Source organism: Nocardioides sp., from assembly GCF_035547795.1.
GTDB lineage: Bacteria > Actinomycetota > Actinomycetes > Propionibacteriales > Nocardioidaceae > Nocardioides.
This window is the reverse complement of record NZ_DASZUF010000021.1, coordinates 19,221-40,287: the sequence shown is the minus strand read 5'-3', so window position 1 is coordinate 40,287 and position 21,067 is coordinate 19,221. Positions and strand designations below refer to the sequence as shown.

Genomic DNA, 21,067 nt, shown 5'->3' with positions numbered 1-21,067 from the left:
CGCGCCATGGTCTCCTCGGCGGTCACCATCGCGGCGCGCGACCAGCCGTGCTGGGCGTCCAGCGGCATCTGCTCGATGAAGCGCAGCTGGTAGCCGTGCGCGATCGCCCACTCCAGCAGCTCGGGAGCCTGGTCGTCGTTGACCTCCCGCAGGAGTACGGCGTTCAGCTTCACCGGCCCCAACCCCGCCGCGGCGGCCGCCTCGAGCCCCTCGACGACGTCGTGCAGCCGGTCTCGGCGGGTGACGGCGGCGTACGTCTCGGGACGGATGGAGTCGATCGAGACGTTGACCCGGTTCAGGCCGGCCGCGGCCAGCGGCCCCGCCAGGCGCGCCAGGCCGAGCCCATTGGTGGTCAGGGAGAGCTCCAGCCCGGCCGACAGCGCCCGGACCCGCGCGACGATGTCGGCCAGGCCCCGTCGTACCAGCGGCTCACCGCCGGTGAAGCGGACCTCGCGGATCCCCAGCCGCTCCACGCCGACCCGGATCAGCCGCACCAGCTCGTCGTCGGTGAGCACCCGCTCGTCGGGCAGCCACTCCAGGCCCTCGGCCGGCATGCAGTAGCTGCAGCGCAGGTTGCACCGGTCGGTGAGCGACACGCGCAGATCCGTGGCGATGCGCCCGAACCGGTCGAGCAGAGGTGTGGTTGCCACCACCACAGTCTAGGGCGACGACGAAGCTCGACCGGGCGGCGACTAACCTCGTGGGGTGCGGTCGTTCCGGTTCCTGCTGAGCCGCCGCTGGGTGCTGTTCGCGCTCGCGGTGGTCGCCCTCGTCTACGCGACCTGGTGGCTCGGTGGTTGGCAGTTCCACCGTCTGGAGAGCACCCGACACGGCAACCAGGTGATCCGGGCCAACGAGAAGGCCGCGCCGGTCCCCGTCGGTGATCTGCTCGCACCCGGCCGGGCCGTGCCCGACGACGACGAGTGGAAGCGGGTCACCGCCACCGGCACCTACGACGTGGCCCACACCATCACCTGGCGCTACCGCACCGACGCCCACGGCGTCCAGGGCATCGACGCGGTGGTCCCCCTCGTGACCGCCGACGGCACCAGCCTGCTGGTCGACCGGGGCTGGATCCAGTCGCAGGACCAGGACAACAATCCGGTGGCGATCCCGGCCCCGCCCTCGGGCACCGTCACGGTGGTGGGCTGGGTGCGCCAGGACGGCAGCGGCTCCAGCACCCGGGTGACCGACCTCGGCACCCGCGCCGTCTCCAGCCGCACCATCGCCCCGGCGATCGGCCGCACGCTCTACGGCGGGTTCATCTACCTCCAGTCCGAGTCGCCGGCGCCGAAGACCGCCCTGACGCCGAACCCGCTGCCCGAGCTCAACGACGGTCCGCACTTCTTCTACGGCGTGCAGTGGTGGTTCTTCGGGGCGCTGGCCATCGTCGGCTTCTTCTATCTCCTGTACGACGAGCGCCGGGTGACGATGCGCGGCGCCGACGACAAGCCCACCCCCGAGGCGGCCGCCGTCTTGGCCGCGCGTGACGAGCGCAAGCGGGAGAAGGCGGAGAAGCTGGCCCGCAAGCAGGCCGTGGCGGCGGCGTATGCCGCGGCGCGGGCCCGGGACGAGGCGAACCGCACTCGGGCGTTCGGCCCCAGCGTGGATCGGGCCGAGCGCGCCGAGCACGCCTCGGCTCAGACCGGGTCGGACTCCCAGCCGGAGGCCTGACCGGCGAACTGGGTGCGATACAGGTCGGCGTAGAGGCCGCCGGCGGCGAGCAGCTGCTCGTGCGTGCCCGACTGGACGATCCGCCCGCCGTCGACGACCAGGATCGCGTCGGCGTGCCGGATGGTGGAGAGCCGGTGGGCGATCACCAGCGCGGTGCGGTCGGCCAGCGCCGCGTCCAGCGCCCGCTGCACGGCCGCCTCCGACTCGCTGTCCAGGTGCGCGGTGGCCTCGTCGAGCACCACGATCGCCGGCGCCTTCAGCAGCAGCCGGGCGATCGCCAGCCGCTGCCGTTCCCCGCCGGAGAGCCGGTAGCCACGGTCGCCGACGACGGTGTCCAGCCCCTCGGGCAGACCGCGTACGAGCGTGTCGATCTGAGCCGCCGCCAGGGCCGCCCAGATCTCCTCCTCGCTCGCCTCAGGACGGGCGTAGCGCAGGTTGGCACGGATGGTGTCGTGGAACATGTGGGCGTCCTGGGTGACGTAGCCCACCACGTCCTCCAACGACGCGAGCGTCACGTCGCGGACGTCTAGGCCGCCCACCCGGACGGCGCCGGCGCTGGCGTCGTACAGCCGCGCGACCAGGTGGGTGATGGTGGTCTTGCCGGCGCCCGAGGGGCCGACCAGCGCGACCATCTGGCCGGGCTCGGCGGCGAAGTCGATGTCGCGCAGCACCTGCTCGCTCGGGCGCGACTCCGTGCGTGCGACCGCCTCCAGCGAGGCAAGCGAGATCTCGTCCGCGCGAGGATAGGTGAACGCGACGTGGTCGAACTCCAGCCGGGCCGCGTCTCTCGGCAGCGCGACCGCGTCCGGCCGCTCCTGGATCAGCGAGGGCAGGTCGAGCACCTCGAAGACCCGCTCGAAGCTGACCAGCGCCGTCATCACGTCGATGCGAGCGTTGGACAGGCTCTGCAGCGGCCCGAGCAGGCGCACCAGCAGCAGGCCCAGCGCAGTCAGCGTGCCGAGCGAGAAGTGGCCGCGGATGACCAGCCACCCGCCGACGCCGTACACGAGGGCGGTGGCCAACGCCGGGACCAGCTGCATCGCCACGGTGAAGACGCGGGTCAGTAGCGCGATCCGTACGCCGATGTCGCGCACCCGGCCCGCCTTGAGCGCGAAGTGCGCGTCCTCCTCGTCGCGCCGGCCGAACAGCTTGAGCAGCATCGCGCCGCCGACGTTGAACCTCTCGGTCATGGTGTTGCCGAGGTCGGCGTTGCCGTTCATCTGTTCGCGGGTCAGGCCGGCGAGATGGGCGCCGACCCAGCGTGAGGTGACCAGCAGGATCGGGAAGAGCAGGAGGCACAGCACCGTGACCTGCCAGCTCAGCGTCAGCATGGTGGCGCCGACGACCAGCACCGAGATGAGGTTGGCGACGGTGTTGGACAGCGTCGAGGTGAACGCCCGCTGGGCGCCGATCACGTCGTTGTTGAGCCGGCTGACCAGCGCGCCGGTCTGGGTGCGGGTGAAGAACGCCAACGACTGGCGCTGCACATGGCCGAAGACCCGGGTGCGCAGGTCGAAGATGAGCCCCTCGCCGATCCGGGAGGACAGGTAGCCGCTGCCGACGCCGAGCGCCGCGTCGACCAGCGCCACCACCGCCATCGCGCCGGCCAGCCACCACACCGTGCTCAGGTCGCCGCGCAGGATGCCGTCGTCGACCACCCACTTGGTCAGCAGCGGGGTGATGACGACCAGGCCGGCGTCGAGGACCATCAGCCCGAGGAACACCGCGATCAGCCGGCGGTGCGGCCGGGCGAAGGCGATCACCCGGCGGACGGTGCCGCGACCGAGCCGCCGGTCGAGCACGGTCCGGTCCGAGCGCAGGTTGCGGTAGACCCCGCCCATCCCCAGGTTGCCCGACATCGCGCCGCCTCAGGCCAGCGAGACCAGATCGGCGTAGTCGTTGTTCCACAGATCCTCGACGCCGTCCGGCAACAGCAGCACCCGGTCCGGCTCGAGCGCGTGCACGGCGCCCTCGTCGTGGGTGACCAGGATGATCGCGCCCTCGTAGCGGCGGATCGCGCCGAGCACCTCCTCGCGGGAGGCCGGGTCGAGGTTGTTCGTCGGCTCGTCGAGCAGCAGCACGTTGGCCTGGCTGACGACCAGCGACGCCAGCGCGAGCCGGGTCTTCTCCCCGCCGGAGAGCACGCCGGCGGGCTTGTGCGCGTCCTCGCCGGTGAACAGGAACGAGCCCAGCACCGAGCGCGCCTCGGTGTCGGTGAGCTGCGGCGCGGCCGACTGCATGTTCTCCAGCACGCTGCGGGCCACGTCGAGGGTCTCGTGCTCCTGGGCATAATAGCCGATCTTGAGGCCGTGGCCCGGAATGACCATCCCGGTGTCGGGCGTGTCGACGCCGGCCAGGATGCGCAGCAGGGTGGTCTTGCCGGCGCCGTTGAGACCGAGGATCACCACCCGGCTGCCGCGGTCGATGGCCAGGTCGACGGCGGTGAAGACCTCCAGGGCGCCGTACGACTTGGAGAGGCCCTGCGCCGTCAGCGGTGTCTTGCCGCAGGGCGCCGGCGTGGGGAACTTGATCGCTGCCACCTTGTCGGCCTGGCGCTCGTCCTCTACGCCCTCGAGCAGCTTCTCGGCGCGCTTGAGCATGTTCTGCGCGGCGGTGGCCTTGGTCGCCTTGGCACGCATCTTGTTGGCCTGGTCGGTGAGCGTCTTGGCCTTGTTCTGCGCGTTCATCAGCTCGCGCTTGCGACGCATCTCGTCGGTCTCGCGCTGCGTCAGGTAGTTGCGCCAGCCCATGTTGTAGATGTCGATGACGGCGCGGTTGGCGTCGAGATGGAAGACCTTGTTGACGGTCTCCCTGAGCAGCTCGTTGTCGTGGCTGATCACGATGAAGCCACCCTTGTAGGACTTCATCCACTCGCGCAGCCACACGATCGAGTCGGCGTCGAGGTGGTTGGTCGGCTCGTCGAGGATCAGCACCTCGGCGCTGGAGAACAGGATCCGGGCCAGCTCCACCCGACGGCGCTGGCCGCCCGAGAGGGTGCCCAGCGGCTGGTCGATCAGCCGGTCCGGGATGCCCAGCGACTGCGCCATCTGCAGCGCCTCGGACTCCGCGGCGTACCCGCCTCCGGCATCGAGCAGGTCCTGTGCCCGCTGGTACTTGCGCATCGCCTTCTCGCGACGGCCCGGGTCCTCGGCGCCCATCTCCTCCTCGGCCTCGCGCATGCGGCGTACGGCGACGTCGAGCCCGCGGGCCGACAGGATCCGGTCCTTGACCAGCATCTCGGGGTCGCCGACGCGGGGGTCCTGCGGCAGGTAGCCGATCTCGCCGGTGTTGGTCACGCCGCCGGAGGCGGGCAGCAGGTCGCCGGCGAGCACCTTGGTGAGCGTCGTCTTGCCGGCGCCGTTGCGGCCGACCAGACCCACCTTGTCACCGGGCCCGACCCGGAAGCTGACGTTCTCCATCAGGAGGCGTGCCCCGACGCGGACTTCGAGGTTCTGGGCGGTGATCATCAGGATCACCAGTCTAGGGCGAGCGGACCGGACCGCCCGCATCGTTGGCCGCACCCCGCCGGGCAGCCGCCTGCCGTTCCTGCAGCCCGACGAACATCGACTCGTGCAGCACGGCGACGTGCGCCTCGATGATGCTCACCGCCCGGACCGGGTCGTGCCGGGCCAGCGCGTCGACCAGCGCGGCGTGCTCGCGGTTGGTGTCGTGCAGGTAGGCGATCGGGTAGGGTAGGAAGTAGGCGTAGAGATCGCTCAGCACGGTGTCGTAGTAGCCGATCGCCCAGTCCAGCCCGCTGGCCCGCGCCACCCCGCGGTGGAACCGCTCGTCGGCCAGGTGGTAGTCCGCCCAGGTCGCCGCCACCCCGGCGTCGTCCACGTGCCGCTGCAGCTGCTCGATCTCGGCGGGGCTGGCACGCAGCGCGGCGTGGTGGGTCAGTGCCGCTTCGAGCAGCAGCCGCACCTCGATCAGCCGGTGCACCTCGTCGCTGTCAGCCAGGTAGGCGGCCACCGCGTCGGCGCCCGCGTCGGCGGCCCGCGTCGGCCCCGACGAGGCGACGAACGTGCCGCCGGAACGGCCGCGGCGCCGCTCCACAACGCCCTCCTCGGCCAGCGACTCGATCGCCCGCCGGGCGGTGATCTCGCCGACGTCGAGCGTCTTGGCCAGCTCGCTCTCCGGGGGCAGCCGCTCCCCCGGCTGGAGCAGGCCCAGGCTGACCGCGAGCAGGATCCGCGCCCGCACCGTGTCGACGGCCTTGACCCGCTTGATCCGCGACACAGTCGTGCTGGTCAGCACGGACGGCAGGGCTGCGCTCATCTCCGGGGACTCTCTGTGGGGTCGACAGGTCGCCACGGTAGCAACCATAGACAGACCGATCATTTTGATCTATTTTCCTTGCACGCTCCAGCGTCGACCCAGGAGGTCCCGTGTCGTTCCGCATCGCCGCCGCCCAGGTGGATACCCTGCCCGCCGGCACCGCGCCCGCGCTCTTCGAGGAGCAGGCCCGTCGGCTCCTCGACCGGACCGGCGGCACCGACCTGCTGGCCTTCCCGGAGGTCCACCTCTTCGGGCCGGCTGGGGACGTCGATCCGGCGGCCAGGTCCGCCGAGCTGCGCCGGGCCGCCGTCGACCTCGACGGCCCGCTCGTCGCCGAGTTGCGGGCCATCGCGGCCCGCCTCGGCGTGTGGCTGGTGCCCGGCACCCTCGTCGAGCGCGGCCCCGGCGAGGAGGTCTACAACACCGCGATCGTGCTCACGCCGCGCGGCGAGATCGCCGGCAGCTACCGCAAGGTCTTTCCATGGCGACCGTTCGAGCCCTATCGCCCGGGCGATCGCTTCGCGGTGGTCGACGTGCCCGGTCACGGTCGGCTCGGCCTGTCGATCTGCTATGACGCGTGGTTCCCGGAGGTCACCCGGCACCTGGCCTGGTACGGCGCCGACGTCGTCCTCAACCTGGTCAAGACGACCTCCGACGACCGGGAGCAGGAGATCGTCCTCGCTCGCGCCAACTCGATCGTGAACCAGGTCTTCACGATCAGCGTCAACTGCGCCGGGCCCGAGGGCCGCGGCCGCAGCCTGGTGGTGGATCCCGAGGGCGGCGTGCTGGCCGAGTCCCCCGACGCCGCCGAGACCCTGCTCGTCGCCGACCTCGACCTCGGACACGTCGCCCGCGTCCGGGCCGGGGGCACCGCCGGCGTCAACCGGATGTGGTCGCAGTTCCGCGAGGGCGACGAGCCGATCGAGCTCCCGCTCTATGCCGGCCGGATCGACCCCGCCACCTGGCCACCCTCACCGCACCATTCCGATCTCGCCGATCTCGCTGGTTCCAGCATGAGCCCACTCCGAAAGGCAGCAAGTCGATGACCACCACGCCCCACCTCGTGCGGACACTCGGGCTCCGTTCGCTCGTCCTGCTCGGCCTCGCCTACATGACCCCGCTGATCGTCCTGGGCATCTTCGGGGTCGTCGCCGAGACCACGGCCGGCGCCAGTGCCTCGGCGTACCTGCTCGCCCTGGTGGCGATGCTCTTCACCGCGGCCAGCTACGGTCGGATGGCCTCGGCCTACCCGGTCTCCGGCTCGGCCTACACCTACGTACGCCGCACCATCGGGGCGCGCGCCGGCTTCATGGTCGGCTGGGCGGTGCTGCTGGACTACCTGTTCCTGCCGATGGTGATCTGGCTGATCGGCGCGGCCTACCTCAACGCGCAGTTCCCGTCGGTTCCGGTGGCCGTGTGGGTGCTGCTGTTCATCGCCGTCACGACGGTCCTCAACGTCATCGGCCTCAAGGTCGCCGACCGGACCAACTTCGTGCTGATGATCGGCCAGTTCGCGGTGGTGATCTGCTTCGTCGTGCTCTCGATCGCGTCGGTGCTGCGGCACGACGGCGGCTCCGGGCTGTTCAGCGCGGGCCCGTTCGCCAACTCCGGCGCGTCGTTCTCCGGCGTCACGGCCGGCGCGGCGATCGCGGCGTACTCCTTCCTCGGCTTCGACGCCGTCACGACGTTCACCGAAGAGGCCATCGAGCCCCGCCGCACGGTGCCGCGCGCGGTGCTGCTCGTCGCGCTCCTCGGCGGGGTGATCTTCGTGGTGGTCTCCTACACCACCCAGCTCGTCCACCCTGGCGGCAGCTTCTCCGACTCGTCCTCGGCCGCGCATGACATTGCCGTCAACATCGGCGGCAGCCTGTTCGGCGCCGTCTTCCTCGCCGGCCTGGTCGTCGCGCAGTTCACCTCCGGGCTGGCCGCGCAGGCGTCGGCATCGCGGCTGATGTACGCGATGGGCCGCGACGGCGTCCTGCCCCGCGCGGTCTTCGGCCGGGTCAGCAGCCGGTTCGCCACCCCGGTCGCCGGCATCCTGCTCTCTGCGGTCGTCGGGCTGCTGGCGACGTTCCTGAACGTCGCCACGTCCACGTCGTTCATCAACTTCGGCGCGTTCGTGGCGTTCACCTGCGTGAACCTCTCGGTGATCGTCTACTACCTGCGCAACCGCGGCGGCGCTCGGATGAGCCCGGTCCACTTCCTGCTGCTGCCCGCCCTCGGCGCGGTGGTCTGCGTCTATCTGCTCTGCCACCTCGACTCGCACGCGATCGTCCTGGGGTTCGCGTGGGCCGCGCTCGGCGTGTGCCTGCTGGCCTACCTCACCGGCGGCTTCACCCGGCAGCCTCCCGAGGTAGCGATCGACGAGGCGGAGACCGTCGGCGTGGCCGGCTGACCGTGCGGCTCGCGCTCGCCCAGACGGCCCCGGTCGACGACGGCGCCCGCAACCTCACCGAGGTCGCGGACGTCGTCGCCGGGGCCGCCGCTGCCGGCGCCGACCTGGTCGTCCTGCCCGAGTACGCGATGTACTCCAAGAAGGCGATCGACCCGTCGTTCGCGCTGGTCGCCGAGCCGCTGGACGGGCCGTTCGTGGCCGCGCTCGAGGCGCTGGCACGGCGTCTCGGCCTGGCTATCCTCGCCGGGGTGGTCGAGCGCAGCGGCGACCCGCACCGGCCGCACAACACCATCGTCTCGATCGACGCCGACGGCGTGCTCGTCGGCGCCTACCGCAAGATCCACCTCTTCGAGGCCTACGGCTACAGCGAGGGCAGCGGCATCCTCGAGGGCCCGGACCTGGCGCCGGAGCCGGTCGTGCTCGGTGGACTCCGGTTGGGCCCGATGGCCTGCTACGACCTGCGGTTCCCCGAGCTGGCCCGGCACTACGCCGCCGCGGGGACCGACCTTCTCGTCGTCGCGTCGTCGTGGGTGCCCGGCCCGCACAAGGCCGCCCAGTGGCGCACGCTGCTGCAGGCCCGGGCCATCGAGAACACCTGCTGGGCGGCCGGCGTCTCCCAGGCCGCCCCGATCTCGATCGGCTCCAGCCTCCTGGCGGCGCCCGACGGCGCGGTGCACATCAGCCTGGACGAGTCGCCGGGCCTGGCCGTGGTCGACCTCGACCCTGCGGCGCTGGCGCAGGAGCGCGCGAAGGACCCCAACCTGCGACTGCGCCGGCTCGGCACGCCGCATCCGGCGGACGGCGGGCGCATGGGCGGACCCACCGTGGATCACTAGGCTGTCACCCGTCGCGTTCGACGAAGCACTGACGTATGGGGGACAGATGCGCTTCAACTCCAAGGCGAGGCTGGACAGCAGCCGCACCCGCGACGTCGGTGGTGGGGGTGGCGGGCTCGGTGGCCTGCCGATCCCGATCGGAGGCAAGGCCGGCGGCGGCATCGGCGGCCTGATCCTGGCGGTGATCATCTACCTGCTGGTCAACCACTTCGGCGGTGGCGGAGGCGGCGGCCTGGGCGGTGCGCTCTCCGGCTCGGCGTTTACCAGCGGCTCGGTGGCGCTCTCCGGCTCGGGCCAGACCTTCGACTACTCCTCGTGCAAGACCGGCGCCGACGCGAACAAGAGCGACGAGTGTGCCCTGGTCGCGGTGGAGAACTCGCTGACCGACTACTGGCAGCACCAGCCGCAGGTCGAGGCCGTCTTCCAGCGGGAGCGGGCGATCGACGTCTTCCACGGCTCGGTGCGGACCGACGGCTGCGGCAGCGCCACCACCGACGTCGGGCCGTTCTACTGCCCCGGCGACCAGACCATCTACCTCGACACCGCCTTCTACGACACCGTCTTCAAGCAACTGGGCGGCGACGCCACCCCGTTCGTGCGCGCCTATGTGATCGCGCACGAGTACGGCCACCACATCCAGGACCTGCTCGGCACGATGAGCAAGGTCAAGACCCAGCAGGGCAAGAACAGCGACTCCGTACGCCTGGAGCTGCAGGCCGACTGCTACGCCGGCATGTGGGCCGCCGCCGCGACCTCCACCCCCGACGAGGACGGCAACGTCCTCATCGAGGACCTGTCCCAGCAGGACATCGACCAAGCCATCACCGCCGCCAAGGAGGTCGGTGACGACTACATCGAGCAGCGGACGGGCGGCTCGGTCAACCCCGACCAGTGGACGCACGGCTCCTCGGCCGAGCGGGAGCACTGGTTCCAGACCGGGATGAACGCCGGCGACGACATCACCGCCTGCGACACCTTCTCGGCCCGCTCCCTCTCCTAACTCCCCGTTGAGAGGTCACCTTTGGCCGGTCGAGAGGTCACTTTCGGCGCCACTCAACCCGCAAAAGGTGACCTTTCGTTGGGCGAAAAGTGACCTCTCGGCGGGAGGTCAGGCGAGCAGCGCCTCGATCGCCGGGAACTGCCGTTGCAGGGCGCGCAGGTGCGGGGCGACGGCGGGGTGGCGGAACTTCGCGGCCAGGGCGCCCTCTCCCCCGGCCACCCGGGCCAGCGCCCACTCCGCGCGGCTCAGCGCGGTGAAGACGGCGGTGATCCGGGCGGCACGGGTCACCTGCTCCCGGGTGGCCAGCCCGTCGGGCAGACCCAGCAGGTAGGCGTCGAGGAGCGGCTCGAACTCCTCCCGGGCAGGCAGCAGGTACAGACCCAGGTCGGCTCCCGCCGCGCCGTACCCGAGGCAGGCCCAGTCGAGCGCGACCAGCAGGTCGCCGTCCCGGCCGGGCAGGTTGCTCGGCGTCGGGTCGCCGTGCTGAGCCACCTGTGGCAGCGCGTCCAGCTCGTCGAGGAACGCCGTACGCCGCCGCCACAGCGCCTCGGCGACATCGGCAACGGTGGTCCGCTCGAGCGTGGGCCAGCCGCCACGCCGCTCCACCCGGGCCAGCCGGTCCCGCAGCTGGTCGCGGGCCAGCCAGCGCACGTGCGCCAGGTCGGCCGCGGCGAACCGCCCCAGCGCGTGGACGACGAACAGCCCGGAGTTGGCCGCGTCCTCCACCCAGTCCGAGATCAGCGTGATCCCCTCGGCGTCCTCGACCACCTCGGTCGGGGTCAGCGCCACGCCGGGCGCGCCGTCGAGCAGCCCGAACGAGGCCACGTCCGCCTCCCGCCGCCAGTAGGCGAAGTGTCGGGGGTCGGACAGCTCGGGCGGGTCGCGCCGGTCGGGCGCGGCCAGCCGCTTGACCACCACCGCGCGGTCGCCGATGGACGCGCGCCAGAGCCCGACGGTGGACGTGCCGGTGCCGCCAGGCATCGGATGCCACCCCGGCTCGGGCTGCCACATGCTGCGGACGCTAGCCGATGTCTCGCCCGCGGAAGCGCAACCACGCGCATCCGCCCACCAGCGCGGCCACCGCGAGCAGCACCAGCTCGGGCGTCCAGCGCCACGCCTGCGCGGGATACTGCGGCACCGCCGAGTACGGCGAGAGCCGCACCACCCACCCCGGCAGCTTCAGCAGCTCGCCGACCAGGGTGAGCAGCAGGAAGACCGCCAGCACCGCCCAGCCGACCACCGCCCAGCCGGGCCGCAGCGACCAGGCCAGCAGCGCCAGCGCCACCACGCAGAGCACCGCCGGCATCCACCCGACCGCAGCTGACAGCGAGCCGGACGGGTCGGGCCCGCCGGCCGCGCCGTACCCGATCCACAGGCCGATGCCGGTGACCAGCAGCAGCCACACCGATCCGCCGAGCGCGGTCAGCGCCGTCGCGCCGAACCAGCCCACCCGCGAGGCGCCGGTCGCCAGCACCATGTCGGCGCGCTCACCGGCCTCGTCGCCGGCCGCGTGGGTGACCACGGTGATGCCGTAGCAGGTGATCACCATCGCGACCACGCTCAGCACCGCCGCGATCATGGCGCCGCCGAGTCGGCCGATGAGCTCCTGGCCGCCGCCGACGGACCGGATCACGTCGTCCAGGCCGGGCGCCATCGCCCCGAACGCCGCCCCGAGGCCGCCGACCGCGACCGTCCACAGCACCAGCATGGTGCGGTGCACGCGCACGCTCAGCCCCAGCGGCGAGGCGAGCCACCGCGCGCCGGCGGGTCGGCCGGGGCGGGCTGCGAGCAGGCCTCCGCCCAGGTCGCGATGCCCGCGCAGCACCCGGGCGGCGACGAGCAGCGCCACCGTCAGCGCGACGTAGAGGAGCGCGACCCAGCCGCGCGGGTCGCTCCAGGCCCGCAGCTGGGTGTTCCAGCCGAACGGCGAGAGCCAGCTCAGCCAGGTCGCCCGGAAGCCGTCGCCGAGCGCGCGGACCAGATAGGCGCCGCCGAGCAGCCCAGCCGCGATCGCGCCGCAGGTGCGAGCGCTGGAGCTGAGCTGGCAGGCGAGCACGCTGGCCGCGCTCGCCACGCAGCCGGTGCCGATCCAGGTCAGCCCGAACCAGCAGGAGCCGGCCACGTCCAGGCCGCCGACGATGTCGGCGACCGCGACCAGTACGCCGAGCAGCACCGAGAGACCCAGGCATTCGGCCACCGCCGCGGCCGCGGGCGCGTCCCGGCCGACCACGGTGGAGCCGATCAGCTCGGCCCGACCGCTCTCCTCCTCGACGCGGGTGTGGCGGCGTACCAGGATCACGAACAGCACCGCGGCGAAGAGCGCGTAGAGCACCGTCATCTTGCTCATCGCCAGCTCGCCGACCGCGTGCGGGTCCAGGATGGGCCCGTAGAGCGCCCGCAGCGCGGGCTGCTCGTCGAGCGAGCGGGCCAGCTCGAGCTGGTCGGCCTCGGTCGTGAACAGGCTCGGCGTCGCGGCGGCCGACGCGACCGCGAAGACCACCATCACCAGCATCCAGAGCGGCGCGATGATCCGGTCGCGGCGCAGGTTCTGGCGCACCAGGGCGCTCGTGCCGGTGAGCGTGCTCACGACTGGTAGGCCCGGAGGAAGAGCTCCTCGAGGCTGGCGTTCTCGTCGCCGCCCGCCTGGGCTAGCCGCAGCTGCGCCAGCGACCCCGACTCGACCGCCCGGCCCTCGCGGATGATGGTGACCCGGTCGGCCAGCCGCTCCACCTCGCTCAGGATGTGGCTGCTGAGCAGCACCGTGGCGCCGCGGCCAGTGTGCTCGGCGATGCAGTCAGCGAACGCCTGCTCCATGAGCGGGTCCAGGCCGCTGGTCGGCTCGTCCAGGATCAGCAGGTCGACCTCGGCCGCGAACGCCGCCACCAGCGCCACCTTCTGCCGGTTGCCCTTCGAATAGGCCCGGCCGGCCTTGGTCAGGTCGAGCTTGAACCGCTCCGCCATGTCGCCCTTGCGACTGGTGGCCGGGTCGACCCCGCGCATCCGCAGCAGCAGGTCGATCGTCTCGCCGCCGCTCAGGTTGGGCCACAGGCTCACGTCGCCGGGCACGTAGGCCAGCCGGCGGTGCAGCGTCGGCGCCTCCCGCCACGGGTCGCCGCCGAACAGCCGCGCCTCCCCCGCGGTGGCGCGCATCAGGCCGAGCAGGATCCGGATCGTGGTCGACTTGCCGGCCCCGTTCGGGCCGAGGAAGCCGTGCACCTCCCCCGCCGCGACCTCCAGATCCAGGCCGTCGAGAGCCCGCACCCGTCCGAACGTCTTGACCAGGCCGCGTGCCTGGACCACCGGATCGCCCACGGCGCGAATCTAGCCGCTAATCGGCGTTCTGCACCGTGAACGCGACCGCCTGCGCGTCGCCGATCGCCCGCTGGAGTACGTCGCGGCGCGGGTCGCCGATGTGCCCCGGCAGTCGGATCGCGCCCGGAGGAGCGGCCTCGTCGATGCCGCCGTAGACCAGCGGGCCGTGCAGGCCGGTCAGGATCCGGGCGGCGTGCTCGTCGGCGGCCTCCAGCGCGGCGCGCGCCTGGTTGTCCCGCCGCCGGGCGAACCGCTGCTGGCTCCACCCACCCGCCTTGGTGCGGCCCTGGACGTGCCGCTTGCCGACCTTGCTGGCCGCCACGGTGGCCCCGCGTAGCCGGGCCACGGCGAAGCCGCCCTTGCGGACCAGGAGCACGCCCCAATCGGCGGGCGGCGCGGCCGCCTCGGCGAACGCCGCCACCTCGGCCGCGCCGGCGTACCCACGGGCGAACGGCAGCCGGCCCTCGAACGTCGACCCGTCGGGCGCCTCGCCGCTCAGCACGCCGTCGGCCACTCTCAGGTGCACACCGCCGTGCCGCGCCGCGAAGTTGTCGATCCACCGACCGACCCGCGCGACCGGCACCAGCACCTCAGGCACGGCGCCACCCTACGGGTCAGCGGGTGAAGAGCACCTCGAACCGCTCCAGCACAACCGGCATCGACGGGGAGAACCCGCGGTCGTGCTCGGGATACGTCGTCCAGAACCACTCGTGCACCCGACGCCAGTAGTCCAGCGTCAGGTCGCCCTCGCCCTCGAGCCGGGCGTGCTCGGCGTCGACCTCGTCGAACGGCACCACGCGCACGTCGGTGGTGCGCAGCAGCGCCTGCGGCTCCGCGCCGCCGTCGAGCACGACGCTGAGGTCGCCTACCTGCGGCAACGGGTCCCCGCTGGCGTCGTAGTCCCACAGCTGGCTCGCGCCCGCCGTCTTGACGCCGGCCAGGACCAGCGCCAGCAGCCGGTCGGCCATCTCCGGCGTACTGCCGAACGACCATGCCTGGGGGACATCGCCGCTCAGGCCGCACGCCTCCCGGGCCACGGCCCAGTAGGCCTCGACGGCATCACTCACGACCGCTCAGACGTTGAAGCCGAGCGCGCGCAGCATGTCCCGACCGTCGTCGGTGATCTTGTCCGGGCCCCACGGCGGCATCCAGACCCAGTTGATGTGCACCTCGTTGACCAGGCCCTCCAGGGCCGACTCGGTCTGGTCGGTGATCACGTCGGTGAGCGGGCAGGCCGCCGAGGTGAGCGTCATGTCGAGGACGACGTTGGAGTCCTCCTCGATGTGCACTCCGTAGACCAGGCCGAGGTCGACCACGTTGATCCCCAGCTCGGGATCGACGACGTCCTTCATCGCCTCGGTGACGTCCTCGAGGGTGAGCGTGGCTCCCTCGACGACGGAGTGGGGCATGGTGACTTCCTCAGACATCAGACTCCTCCAGAGTGCGGACGGTGGCGTCCTTCCAGGCCATCCACGACAGCAGCGCGCACTTCACGCGCGCGGGGAACTTGGCGACGCCGGCGAACGCGATCCCGTCCTCCAGCACCTCCTCGTCCGGTACGACGGCGCCCTTGCCCTGCATCAGGGTGAGGAACTCCCGGTGGATCTCCATCGCCTCCTCGACGCTCTTGCCGATCACGAGCTCGGTAAGCACCGAGGCCGAGGCCTGCGAGATGGAGCAGCCCTCGGCGTCGTAGGAGATGTCGGCCACCTTGCCGTCGGCGAGGTGCACCCGCAGGGTGATCTCGTCACCGCAGGTCGGGTTGACGTGGTGGACCTCCGCCTCGTACGGCTCGCGCAGGCCCGGGTGGCGTGGGTTCTTGTAGTGGTCCAGGATGATCTCCTGGTACAGGGCGTCCAGATCGGCCGAAGTCATCGCATCAGCCCAACGTGAAGTAGGAGCGGGTGTATTCCAGCGCCTCGATCAGGGCATCGATCTCCTCCGGCGTCGTATAGAGGTACGACGACATCCGGGTGGAGCTCTGCACCCCGAAGCGAGCGTGTGCCGGCTTCGCGCAGTGGTGACCGGCCCGGACCGCGACGCCGCGCGAGTCGAGCACCTGGGCGACGTCGTGCGGGTGCACCCCGGCCAGCTCGAAGGCGATGGCGCCGCCCCGCTGGGTGGCATCCAGCGGACCGAGCACGGTCAACCCGGAGACCGTCTGCAGGCCCTGCAGCGCGTAGCCGGTGATGGCCTGCTCGTGCGCGTGGATCGCGTCCAGCCCGAGATGGCTCAGGTACTCCAGGGCCGCGCCCAGGCCGACCGCCTCGACGATCGGCGGCGTGCCTGCCTCGAACTTGTGCGGGATCCCGGCGTACGTCGAGCGCTCCATCCGGACCGTCTCGATCATCTCGCCGCCGCCGAGGAACGGCGGCAACTGCTCCAGCAGCTCGCGCCGGCCCCACAGCACGCCGATGCCGGTCGGCCCGACCGTCTTGTGGCCGGTGAAGGCGAGGAAGTCGGGCCGCTCCTCCACGGGCATCGAGGACAGCGAGATCGGCAGCTGCGGCGCCGCCTGGGAGGCGTCGACCACCACGATCGCGCCGACCGCGTGGGCCCGCCGCGCGATCTCGGCGATCGGGTTGATCGTGCCGAGCATGTTCGACACCCAGGTCAGCGCGACGACCTTGGTCCGCTCGGTGATCAGCTCGTCGATGTTCGAGGTGTCCAGCCGGCCGTCGTCGGCGATCCCGAACCAGCGCAACCTCGCGCCGGTCCGCTCGGTGAGCAGCTGCCACGGCACGATGTTGGAGTGGTGCTCCATCTCGGTGATGACGACCTCGTCGCCCTCGCCGACCTGCAGCGGGCTGCGCCACGCCAGCGTGTTCGCCACCAGGTTGAGCGCCTCGGAGGCGTTCTTGGTGAAGACCACCTCGTCGCGCTCGGGCGCGCCCAGGAAGGCGGCCACCTTGTCGCGAGCGGCCTCGAACGCCTCGGTCGCCTCCGCGCCCAGGTGATGCATGGCCCGGGCGATGTTGGCGTTGTGGCGCTCCAGGTGGTCGACCATCGTGTCGATCACGACCTGCGGCTTCTGCGAGGTGTTCGCGCTGTCGAGGTAGACCAGCGGGACGCCCCCCTCGAAGACGCGCTCCAAGATCGGGAAGTCCTTGCGGACCACCTCGAGCTCGGGCAGCAGCCCAGGGATCTGACGGGACATGTCAGACCGCGGCCTTCACGAACCGGTCGTAGCCGTTGGCCTCGAGCTCCTCGGCGAGCTCCGGGCCACCGGACTCGGCGATCCGGCCGTCGACGAAGACGTGCACGAAGTCCGGCTTCACGTAGCGCAGGATGCGGGTGTAGTGCGTGATCAGCAGCACCCCCTTGTCCGGACGGGCACGGAAGTCGTTGATGCCCTCCGAGACGATCTTGAGCGCGTCGATGTCCAGGCCGGAGTCGATCTCGTCCAGGATCGCCACCTTCGGGTCGAGCAGGTCGAGCTGGGCGATCTCGGCGCGCTTCTTCTCACCGCCGGAGAAGCCCTCGTTGACCGAGCGCTGGGCGAAGGCCGGGTCGAGGTTCATCCGGTCCAGGGTGCCGTTGACGTCCTTGACCCAGGTGCGCAGCTTGGGCGCCTCGCCGTCCAGCGCGGTCTTGGCCGAGCGCAGGAAGTTCGACATCGAGACGCCGGGCACCTCGACCGGGTACTGCATGGCCAGGAACAGGCCGGCGCGGGCGCGCTCGTCGACCGACATCGCCAGTACGTCCTCACCGTCGATGGTGACCGAGCCGCCGGTGACCGTGTACTTCGGGTGGCCGGCGATGGAGTACGCCGTCGTCGACTTGCCCGAGCCGTTGGGGCCCATGATCGCGTGCGTCTCGCCGTCCTTGATGGTCAGCGTGACGCCCTTGAGGATCTGCTTGGGCCCGTCCTCGGTCTCCACGGAGACCTGCAGGTCCTTGATCTCTAGGGTGCTCATGAAGGGCTTACTCCGTTCAGGGTGGTGGTGGTGTCGACGTAGATGTCGCCGTCGCGGATCTCGACGGGGAACGTCGCGACGGGCTCGGTGGCGGGCAGGCCGGTCGGCTTGCCGGTGCGCAGGTCGAACCGCGAGCCATGCAGGTAGCACTCGATCTGACACTCGGCCACCTCGCCCTCCGAGAGCGCGACGGCGGCGTGCGAGCACAGGTCCTGCACGGCGAAGAACTCCTCGCCGTCGCGAGCGATCGCGACGTCGTACCCGTCGACCTGGGCGGCGAACGCCTCGTCGGGACGGACGTCGTCGATGGCGCAGACCCTCTCGAACGCCATCAGATCGCCTTGACGTTCTTGGCGAGCTCGGTCTCGACCGTGGCGGTCAGCCGCTCCTCCAGCGCCGGTACGCCGATCTGGCGGATCAGGTCGTTGAAGAAGCCGTGCACCACCAGCCGGCGGGCCTCCGCCTCGGCGATGCCTCGGCTGCGCAGGTAGAACAGCTGCTCGTCGTCGAAGCGCCCCGTCGCCGACGCGTGGCCGGCACCCTCGATCTCGCCGGTCTCGATCTCCAGGTTGGGGACCGAGTCGGCCTGGGCGCCGTCGGTGAGGACCAGGTTGCGGTTCTCCTCGTAGGTGTCGATGCCCTCGGCGACCTTGCGGATCAGCACGTTGCCGATCCAGACCGTGTGGGCGTGGTCGCCCTGCAGCGCGCCCTTGTAGACCACGTGCGACTTGGTCCGCGGCGCGGTGTGGTCGACGAAGAGCCGGTGCTCGATGTGCTGGCCGGCGTCGGCGAAGTAGAGCCCGAGCATCTCCACCGAGCCGCCGGGTCCGGCGTACTCGGCTGTGGTGTCGTTGCGCACCACGTCGCCGCCGAAGGTGACGTCCACGTGCTTGAACTGGGCGTCCCGGCCGACCCGGACGTGCTTGTGGCTGGCCCGGACGGCGTCGTCGGCCCAGTCGTCGATGGAGACGACCGTGAGCTGGGCGCCGTCGCCGACCACGATCTCGACGTTGTCGGCCAGCGTCGCCGAGCCCTCGAACCGGAACACCACCGTGGCCGTGGAGAACGCGCCCGCCTTGACCACGACGTGCTGGGCCACCGCGCGCTCGGTACCCGTGCCCCGCACCGTGACCAGCACGGGGCCGTCCACGACCGCCTCGGGGGCGATCTCGTAGAGCACCGACGTCGCGGTCGCGGCCGCCGCCCGCGCGGCCACCCGGTCGGTGGGCACGAAGCCGCTCACGCCCACCTGGCCCTCCGCCTCCGCGGTGACGCTCACGCCGTCGGCGAGCTCGTTGGTCACCGTCAGGGTGCCGTCGAACGGCGCGTCCCGGTGCAGCTCGCGCAGCCGCTTGAGCGGCGTGAAGCGCCAGATCTCCTCCCGGCCGGTCGGGACCGGGTGGTCGTCGACCTCGAACGAGCCCTCCGGATGCAGGTGGGACTCGACCTTGTCAAGCTCCAGCGTGCTGTTGATGCTGTCCAGCGTGGCCGTCATCCGACAGCGCCCTCCATCTGCAGTTCGATCAGGCGGTTGAGCTCCAGCGCGTACTCCATCGGGAGCTCCTTGGCGATGGGCTCGACGAAGCCGCGCACGATCATCGCCATCGCCTCGTCCTCGGCCAGACCGCGCTGCATCAGGTAGAAGAGCTGGTCGTCGGAGACCTTCGAGACGCTGGCCTCGTGGCCCATGGACACGTCGTCCTCGCGGATGTCGACGTAGGGGTAGGTGTCGCTGCGGGAGACCTGGTCGACCAGCAGCGCGTCGCACAGCACGTTGGACTTCGAGCCGTAGGCGCCCTCGTCGACCCGGATCAGACCGCGGTACGACGTCCGGCCGCCGCCGCGCGCCACCGACTTGCTCAGGATCGAGCTGGAGGTGTGCGGCGCGGAGTGCACCATCTTGGCGCCGGCATCCTGGTGCTGGCCCTCGCCGGCGAATGCGATGGAGAGCGTCTCGCCGCGGGCGTGCTCGCCCATCAGGTAGACGGCCGGGTACTTCATGGTCACCTTCGAGCCGATGTTGCCGTCGACCCACTCCATGGTCGCGCCGGCCTCGCAGACGGCACGCTTGGTGACCAGGTTGTACACGTTGTTCGACCAGTTCTGGATGGTCGTGTAGCGGCAGCGGCCACCCTTCTTGACGATGATCTCCACGACCGCGCTGTGCAGCGAGTCCGAGGAGTAGACCGGGGCCGTGCATCCCTCGACGTAGTGCACGTAGGCGCCCTCGTCGACGATGATCAGGGTTCGCTCGAACTGGCCCATGTTCTCGGTGTTGATCCGGAAGTAGGCCTGCAGCGGGATGTCCACGTGCACGCCCGGCGGCACGTAGACGAACGAGCCACCCGACCACACCGAGGTGTTCAGCGCCGCGAACTTGTTGTCGCCCACCGGGATGATGGTGCTGAAGTACTCCTTGAAGAGCTCCTCGTGCTCGCGCAGCGCGGTGTCGGTGTCGACGAAGATGACGCCCTGGGACTCCAGATCCTCGCGGATCTGGTGGTAGACCACCTCGGACTCGTACTGGGCGGCGACGCCGGCGACCAGCGCCTGCTTCTCCGCCTCCGGGATGCCGAGCCGGTCGTAGGTGTTCTTGATGTCCTCGGGCAGGTCGTCCCAGCTGGTCGCCTGCTTCTCGGTCGACCGGACGAAGTACTTGATGTTGTCGAAGTCGATGTCCGAGAGGTCCGAGCCCCAGGTCGGCATCGGCTTGCGCTGGAACAGCTTGAGGCCCTTCAGGCGCAGGTCGAGCATCCACGCGGGCTCGTTCTTCTTCGCGGAGATGTCGCGGACGACCTCCTCGTTGAGCCCGCGCTTCGCGGTGGCACCGGCGACGTCCGCGTCGGCCCAGCCGAACTCGTACTTGCCGATCCCCTTCAGCTCGGGGTTGAGCTCCTCGATCGAGGTCATGTCGTGACCTGCTCCTTCTTAGTCGGCTTACTCGGCTTACTCGGTGTCTGGGGGTTCGGGATGCATGTGGTGCACACGCCGTCGCCGTGGGCGATCGTGGCCAGCCGCTGCACGTGCGTGCCGAGCAGCTCGCCGATCGCCGCGGTCTCCGCCTCGCACAGCTGGGGGAACTCGTGGGCAACGTGGGAGACCGGGCAGTGCTGTTGGCACAACTGCTCGCCGACGACGGGCCCACCCATGATCGGCACGGTCCGGACCGCGGCCACGTAGCCCTCGTCGGTGAAGACCTGGGCGAGCACCTCGGCGGGGCTCAGTGACGGGTCACGCTCCTGCACCTGCACGAACCCGCGCCGGATGAACTCCGCCCGGCGCTGGGCGAAGTCGCGCACGCCCGCCTCGCCGGCGGTGTCTGCCAGGAAGCGCAGGGCCTGCACGGCCAGGTCGTCGTACTGCTGGTCGAAGTTGCCGCGGCCGCGCTCGGTGAGCGCGAACACCTTGGCCGGTCGACCTCGCCCCTGATGGCTGCTCCGTCGCGGCTCGCGTGCCTCCACGGCGCCCTCCTCGAGGAGTACGTCGAGGTGGCGGCGGACCGCCGCGGGCGTGAGGTCGAGCCGGGCGGCCAGCGCGGCCGCCGTGGACGGACCCTCGACGAGGATCGACCGGGCCACGCGCTGCCGCGTGCTCTGGTCGTCGTCGAATTTCACAACACCATTGTGACGATATTGGCCGACGATCACAACGAAGG

General features: G+C 71.1%; 21 protein-coding genes and 1 pseudogene. 5 read left to right on the top strand and 17 right to left on the bottom strand.

Annotated elements, in window-relative coordinates; all coding sequences use genetic code 11:
- Positions 1–653: radical SAM protein (locus VHA72_RS01985; RefSeq protein WP_325572768.1), on the bottom strand; the 653-nt coding region annotated here is incomplete at its 3' end.
- 52 nt (positions 654–705) lie between these two features.
- Between VHA72_RS01985 and VHA72_RS01980 the strand changes: the two genes are divergently transcribed.
- Positions 706–1,674 (top strand): SURF1 family cytochrome oxidase biogenesis protein, encoded by a 969-nt coding sequence (locus tag VHA72_RS01980; RefSeq protein ID WP_325572767.1) that lies wholly within the window; start codon positions 706–708, stop codon positions 1,672–1,674.
- Here the strand turns inward: VHA72_RS01980 and VHA72_RS01975 are convergent.
- From VHA72_RS01975 to VHA72_RS01965, 3 genes are read right to left on the bottom strand one after another with little or no spacing between them, the layout of a single operon-like run.
- Positions 1,641–3,533 carry an ABC transporter ATP-binding protein gene (locus tag VHA72_RS01975; RefSeq protein WP_325572766.1) on the bottom strand — a complete coding sequence of 631 codons (1,893 nt, stop codon included), beginning with the start codon at positions 3,531–3,533 and terminating at the stop codon, positions 1,641–1,643. The genes VHA72_RS01980 and VHA72_RS01975 overlap by 34 nt on opposite strands.
- Before the next feature lie 9 nt (positions 3,534–3,542).
- On the bottom strand, positions 3,543–5,141 hold the full coding sequence (locus VHA72_RS01970; RefSeq protein ID WP_325572765.1) for an ABC-F family ATP-binding cassette domain-containing protein: 1,599 nt from the start codon (positions 5,139–5,141) through the stop codon (positions 3,543–3,545).
- A 13-nt stretch (positions 5,142–5,154) separates the two neighbouring features.
- A complete protein-coding gene (locus VHA72_RS01965) occupies positions 5,155–5,952 on the bottom strand; it encodes a FadR/GntR family transcriptional regulator (protein ID WP_325572764.1) in 798 nt (265 codons plus the stop codon).
- A gap of 110 nt (positions 5,953–6,062) precedes the next feature.
- Between VHA72_RS01965 and VHA72_RS01960 the strand changes: the two genes are divergently transcribed.
- Genes VHA72_RS01960 through ypfJ form a run of 4 tightly spaced genes read left to right on the top strand, consistent with a single transcriptional unit; the run spans position 6,063 to position 10,183 of the window.
- The gene (locus tag VHA72_RS01960) at positions 6,063–6,998 is read left to right on the top strand and encodes a carbon-nitrogen hydrolase family protein (RefSeq protein ID WP_325572763.1); all 936 of its coding nucleotides are present in this window, start codon (positions 6,063–6,065) and stop codon (positions 6,996–6,998) included.
- Entirely contained in the window at positions 6,995–8,347 is a 1,353-nt protein-coding gene (locus VHA72_RS01955) for an APC family permease (protein ID WP_325572762.1), read from the top strand. Before VHA72_RS01960 ends, VHA72_RS01955 begins: the two co-directional genes overlap by 4 nt.
- A 2-nt stretch (positions 8,348–8,349) precedes the next feature.
- On the top strand, positions 8,350–9,183 hold the full coding sequence (locus VHA72_RS01950) for a nitrilase-related carbon-nitrogen hydrolase (RefSeq protein WP_325572761.1): 834 nt from the start codon (positions 8,350–8,352) through the stop codon (positions 9,181–9,183).
- A 46-nt stretch (positions 9,184–9,229) separates the two neighbouring features.
- On the top strand, positions 9,230–10,183 hold the full coding sequence (gene ypfJ / locus VHA72_RS01945) for a KPN_02809 family neutral zinc metallopeptidase (protein WP_325572760.1): 954 nt from the start codon (positions 9,230–9,232) through the stop codon (positions 10,181–10,183).
- A 108-nt stretch (positions 10,184–10,291) separates the two neighbouring features.
- On the opposite strand, the gene VHA72_RS01940 is transcribed toward ypfJ, so the two are convergent.
- The 13 genes and pseudogenes from VHA72_RS01940 to VHA72_RS01880 form a co-directional block, all read right to left on the bottom strand.
- Complete coding sequence (locus VHA72_RS01940) at positions 10,292–11,194, bottom strand: aminoglycoside phosphotransferase family protein (RefSeq protein ID WP_325572759.1); 903 nt, start codon at positions 11,192–11,194, stop codon at positions 10,292–10,294.
- Between the two features lie 10 nt (positions 11,195–11,204).
- Positions 11,205–12,770, bottom strand: coding sequence for an ABC transporter permease (locus VHA72_RS01935; RefSeq protein WP_325572758.1), 1,566 nt, complete (start codon positions 12,768–12,770; stop codon positions 11,205–11,207).
- Between the two features lie 65 nt (positions 12,771–12,835).
- Positions 12,836–13,495, bottom strand: a pseudogene (locus VHA72_RS01930) (ABC transporter ATP-binding protein); the annotation flags it as partial.
- A gap of 16 nt (positions 13,496–13,511) precedes the next feature.
- A complete protein-coding gene (locus VHA72_RS01925; protein ID WP_325572756.1) occupies positions 13,512–14,093 on the bottom strand; it encodes an acVLRF1 family peptidyl-tRNA hydrolase in 582 nt (193 codons plus the stop codon).
- A gap of 16 nt (positions 14,094–14,109) precedes the next feature.
- Complete coding sequence (locus tag VHA72_RS01920) at positions 14,110–14,562, bottom strand: ASCH domain-containing protein (RefSeq protein WP_325572755.1); 453 nt, start codon at positions 14,560–14,562, stop codon at positions 14,110–14,112.
- Positions 14,563–14,568: 6 nt separating this feature from the next.
- Positions 14,569–14,922, bottom strand: coding sequence for an iron-sulfur cluster assembly protein (locus VHA72_RS01915; protein ID WP_325572754.1), 354 nt, complete (start codon positions 14,920–14,922; stop codon positions 14,569–14,571).
- The gene (gene sufU / locus VHA72_RS01910; protein WP_325572753.1) at positions 14,915–15,370 is read right to left on the bottom strand and encodes a Fe-S cluster assembly sulfur transfer protein SufU; all 456 of its coding nucleotides are present in this window, start codon (positions 15,368–15,370) and stop codon (positions 14,915–14,917) included. The genes VHA72_RS01915 and sufU overlap by 8 nt, the downstream gene beginning before the upstream one ends.
- A 4-nt stretch (positions 15,371–15,374) precedes the next feature.
- Positions 15,375–16,652, bottom strand: a complete 1,278-nt coding sequence (locus VHA72_RS01905) for a SufS family cysteine desulfurase (RefSeq protein WP_325572752.1) — start codon at positions 16,650–16,652, stop codon at positions 15,375–15,377.
- A gap of 1 nt (position 16,653) precedes the next feature.
- Complete coding sequence (sufC, locus tag VHA72_RS01900) at positions 16,654–17,412, bottom strand: Fe-S cluster assembly ATPase SufC (RefSeq protein ID WP_325572751.1); 759 nt, start codon at positions 17,410–17,412, stop codon at positions 16,654–16,656.
- Positions 17,409–17,744: a non-heme iron oxygenase ferredoxin subunit gene (locus tag VHA72_RS01895; RefSeq protein ID WP_325572750.1), complete on the bottom strand. Its 336-nt coding sequence runs from the start codon at positions 17,742–17,744 to the stop codon at positions 17,409–17,411. The genes sufC and VHA72_RS01895 overlap by 4 nt, the downstream gene beginning before the upstream one ends.
- Positions 17,744–18,907: a Fe-S cluster assembly protein SufD gene (gene sufD / locus VHA72_RS01890; RefSeq protein ID WP_325572749.1), complete on the bottom strand. Its 1,164-nt coding sequence runs from the start codon at positions 18,905–18,907 to the stop codon at positions 17,744–17,746. The genes VHA72_RS01895 and sufD overlap by 1 nt, the downstream gene beginning before the upstream one ends.
- Complete coding sequence (sufB, locus tag VHA72_RS01885; protein WP_325572748.1) at positions 18,904–20,322, bottom strand: Fe-S cluster assembly protein SufB; 1,419 nt, start codon at positions 20,320–20,322, stop codon at positions 18,904–18,906. The genes sufD and sufB overlap by 4 nt, the downstream gene beginning before the upstream one ends.
- Entirely contained in the window at positions 20,319–21,026 is a 708-nt protein-coding gene (locus VHA72_RS01880; protein ID WP_325572747.1) for a helix-turn-helix transcriptional regulator, read from the bottom strand. Before VHA72_RS01880 ends, sufB begins: the two co-directional genes overlap by 4 nt.
- Positions 21,027–21,067: the final 41 nt, after the last annotated feature.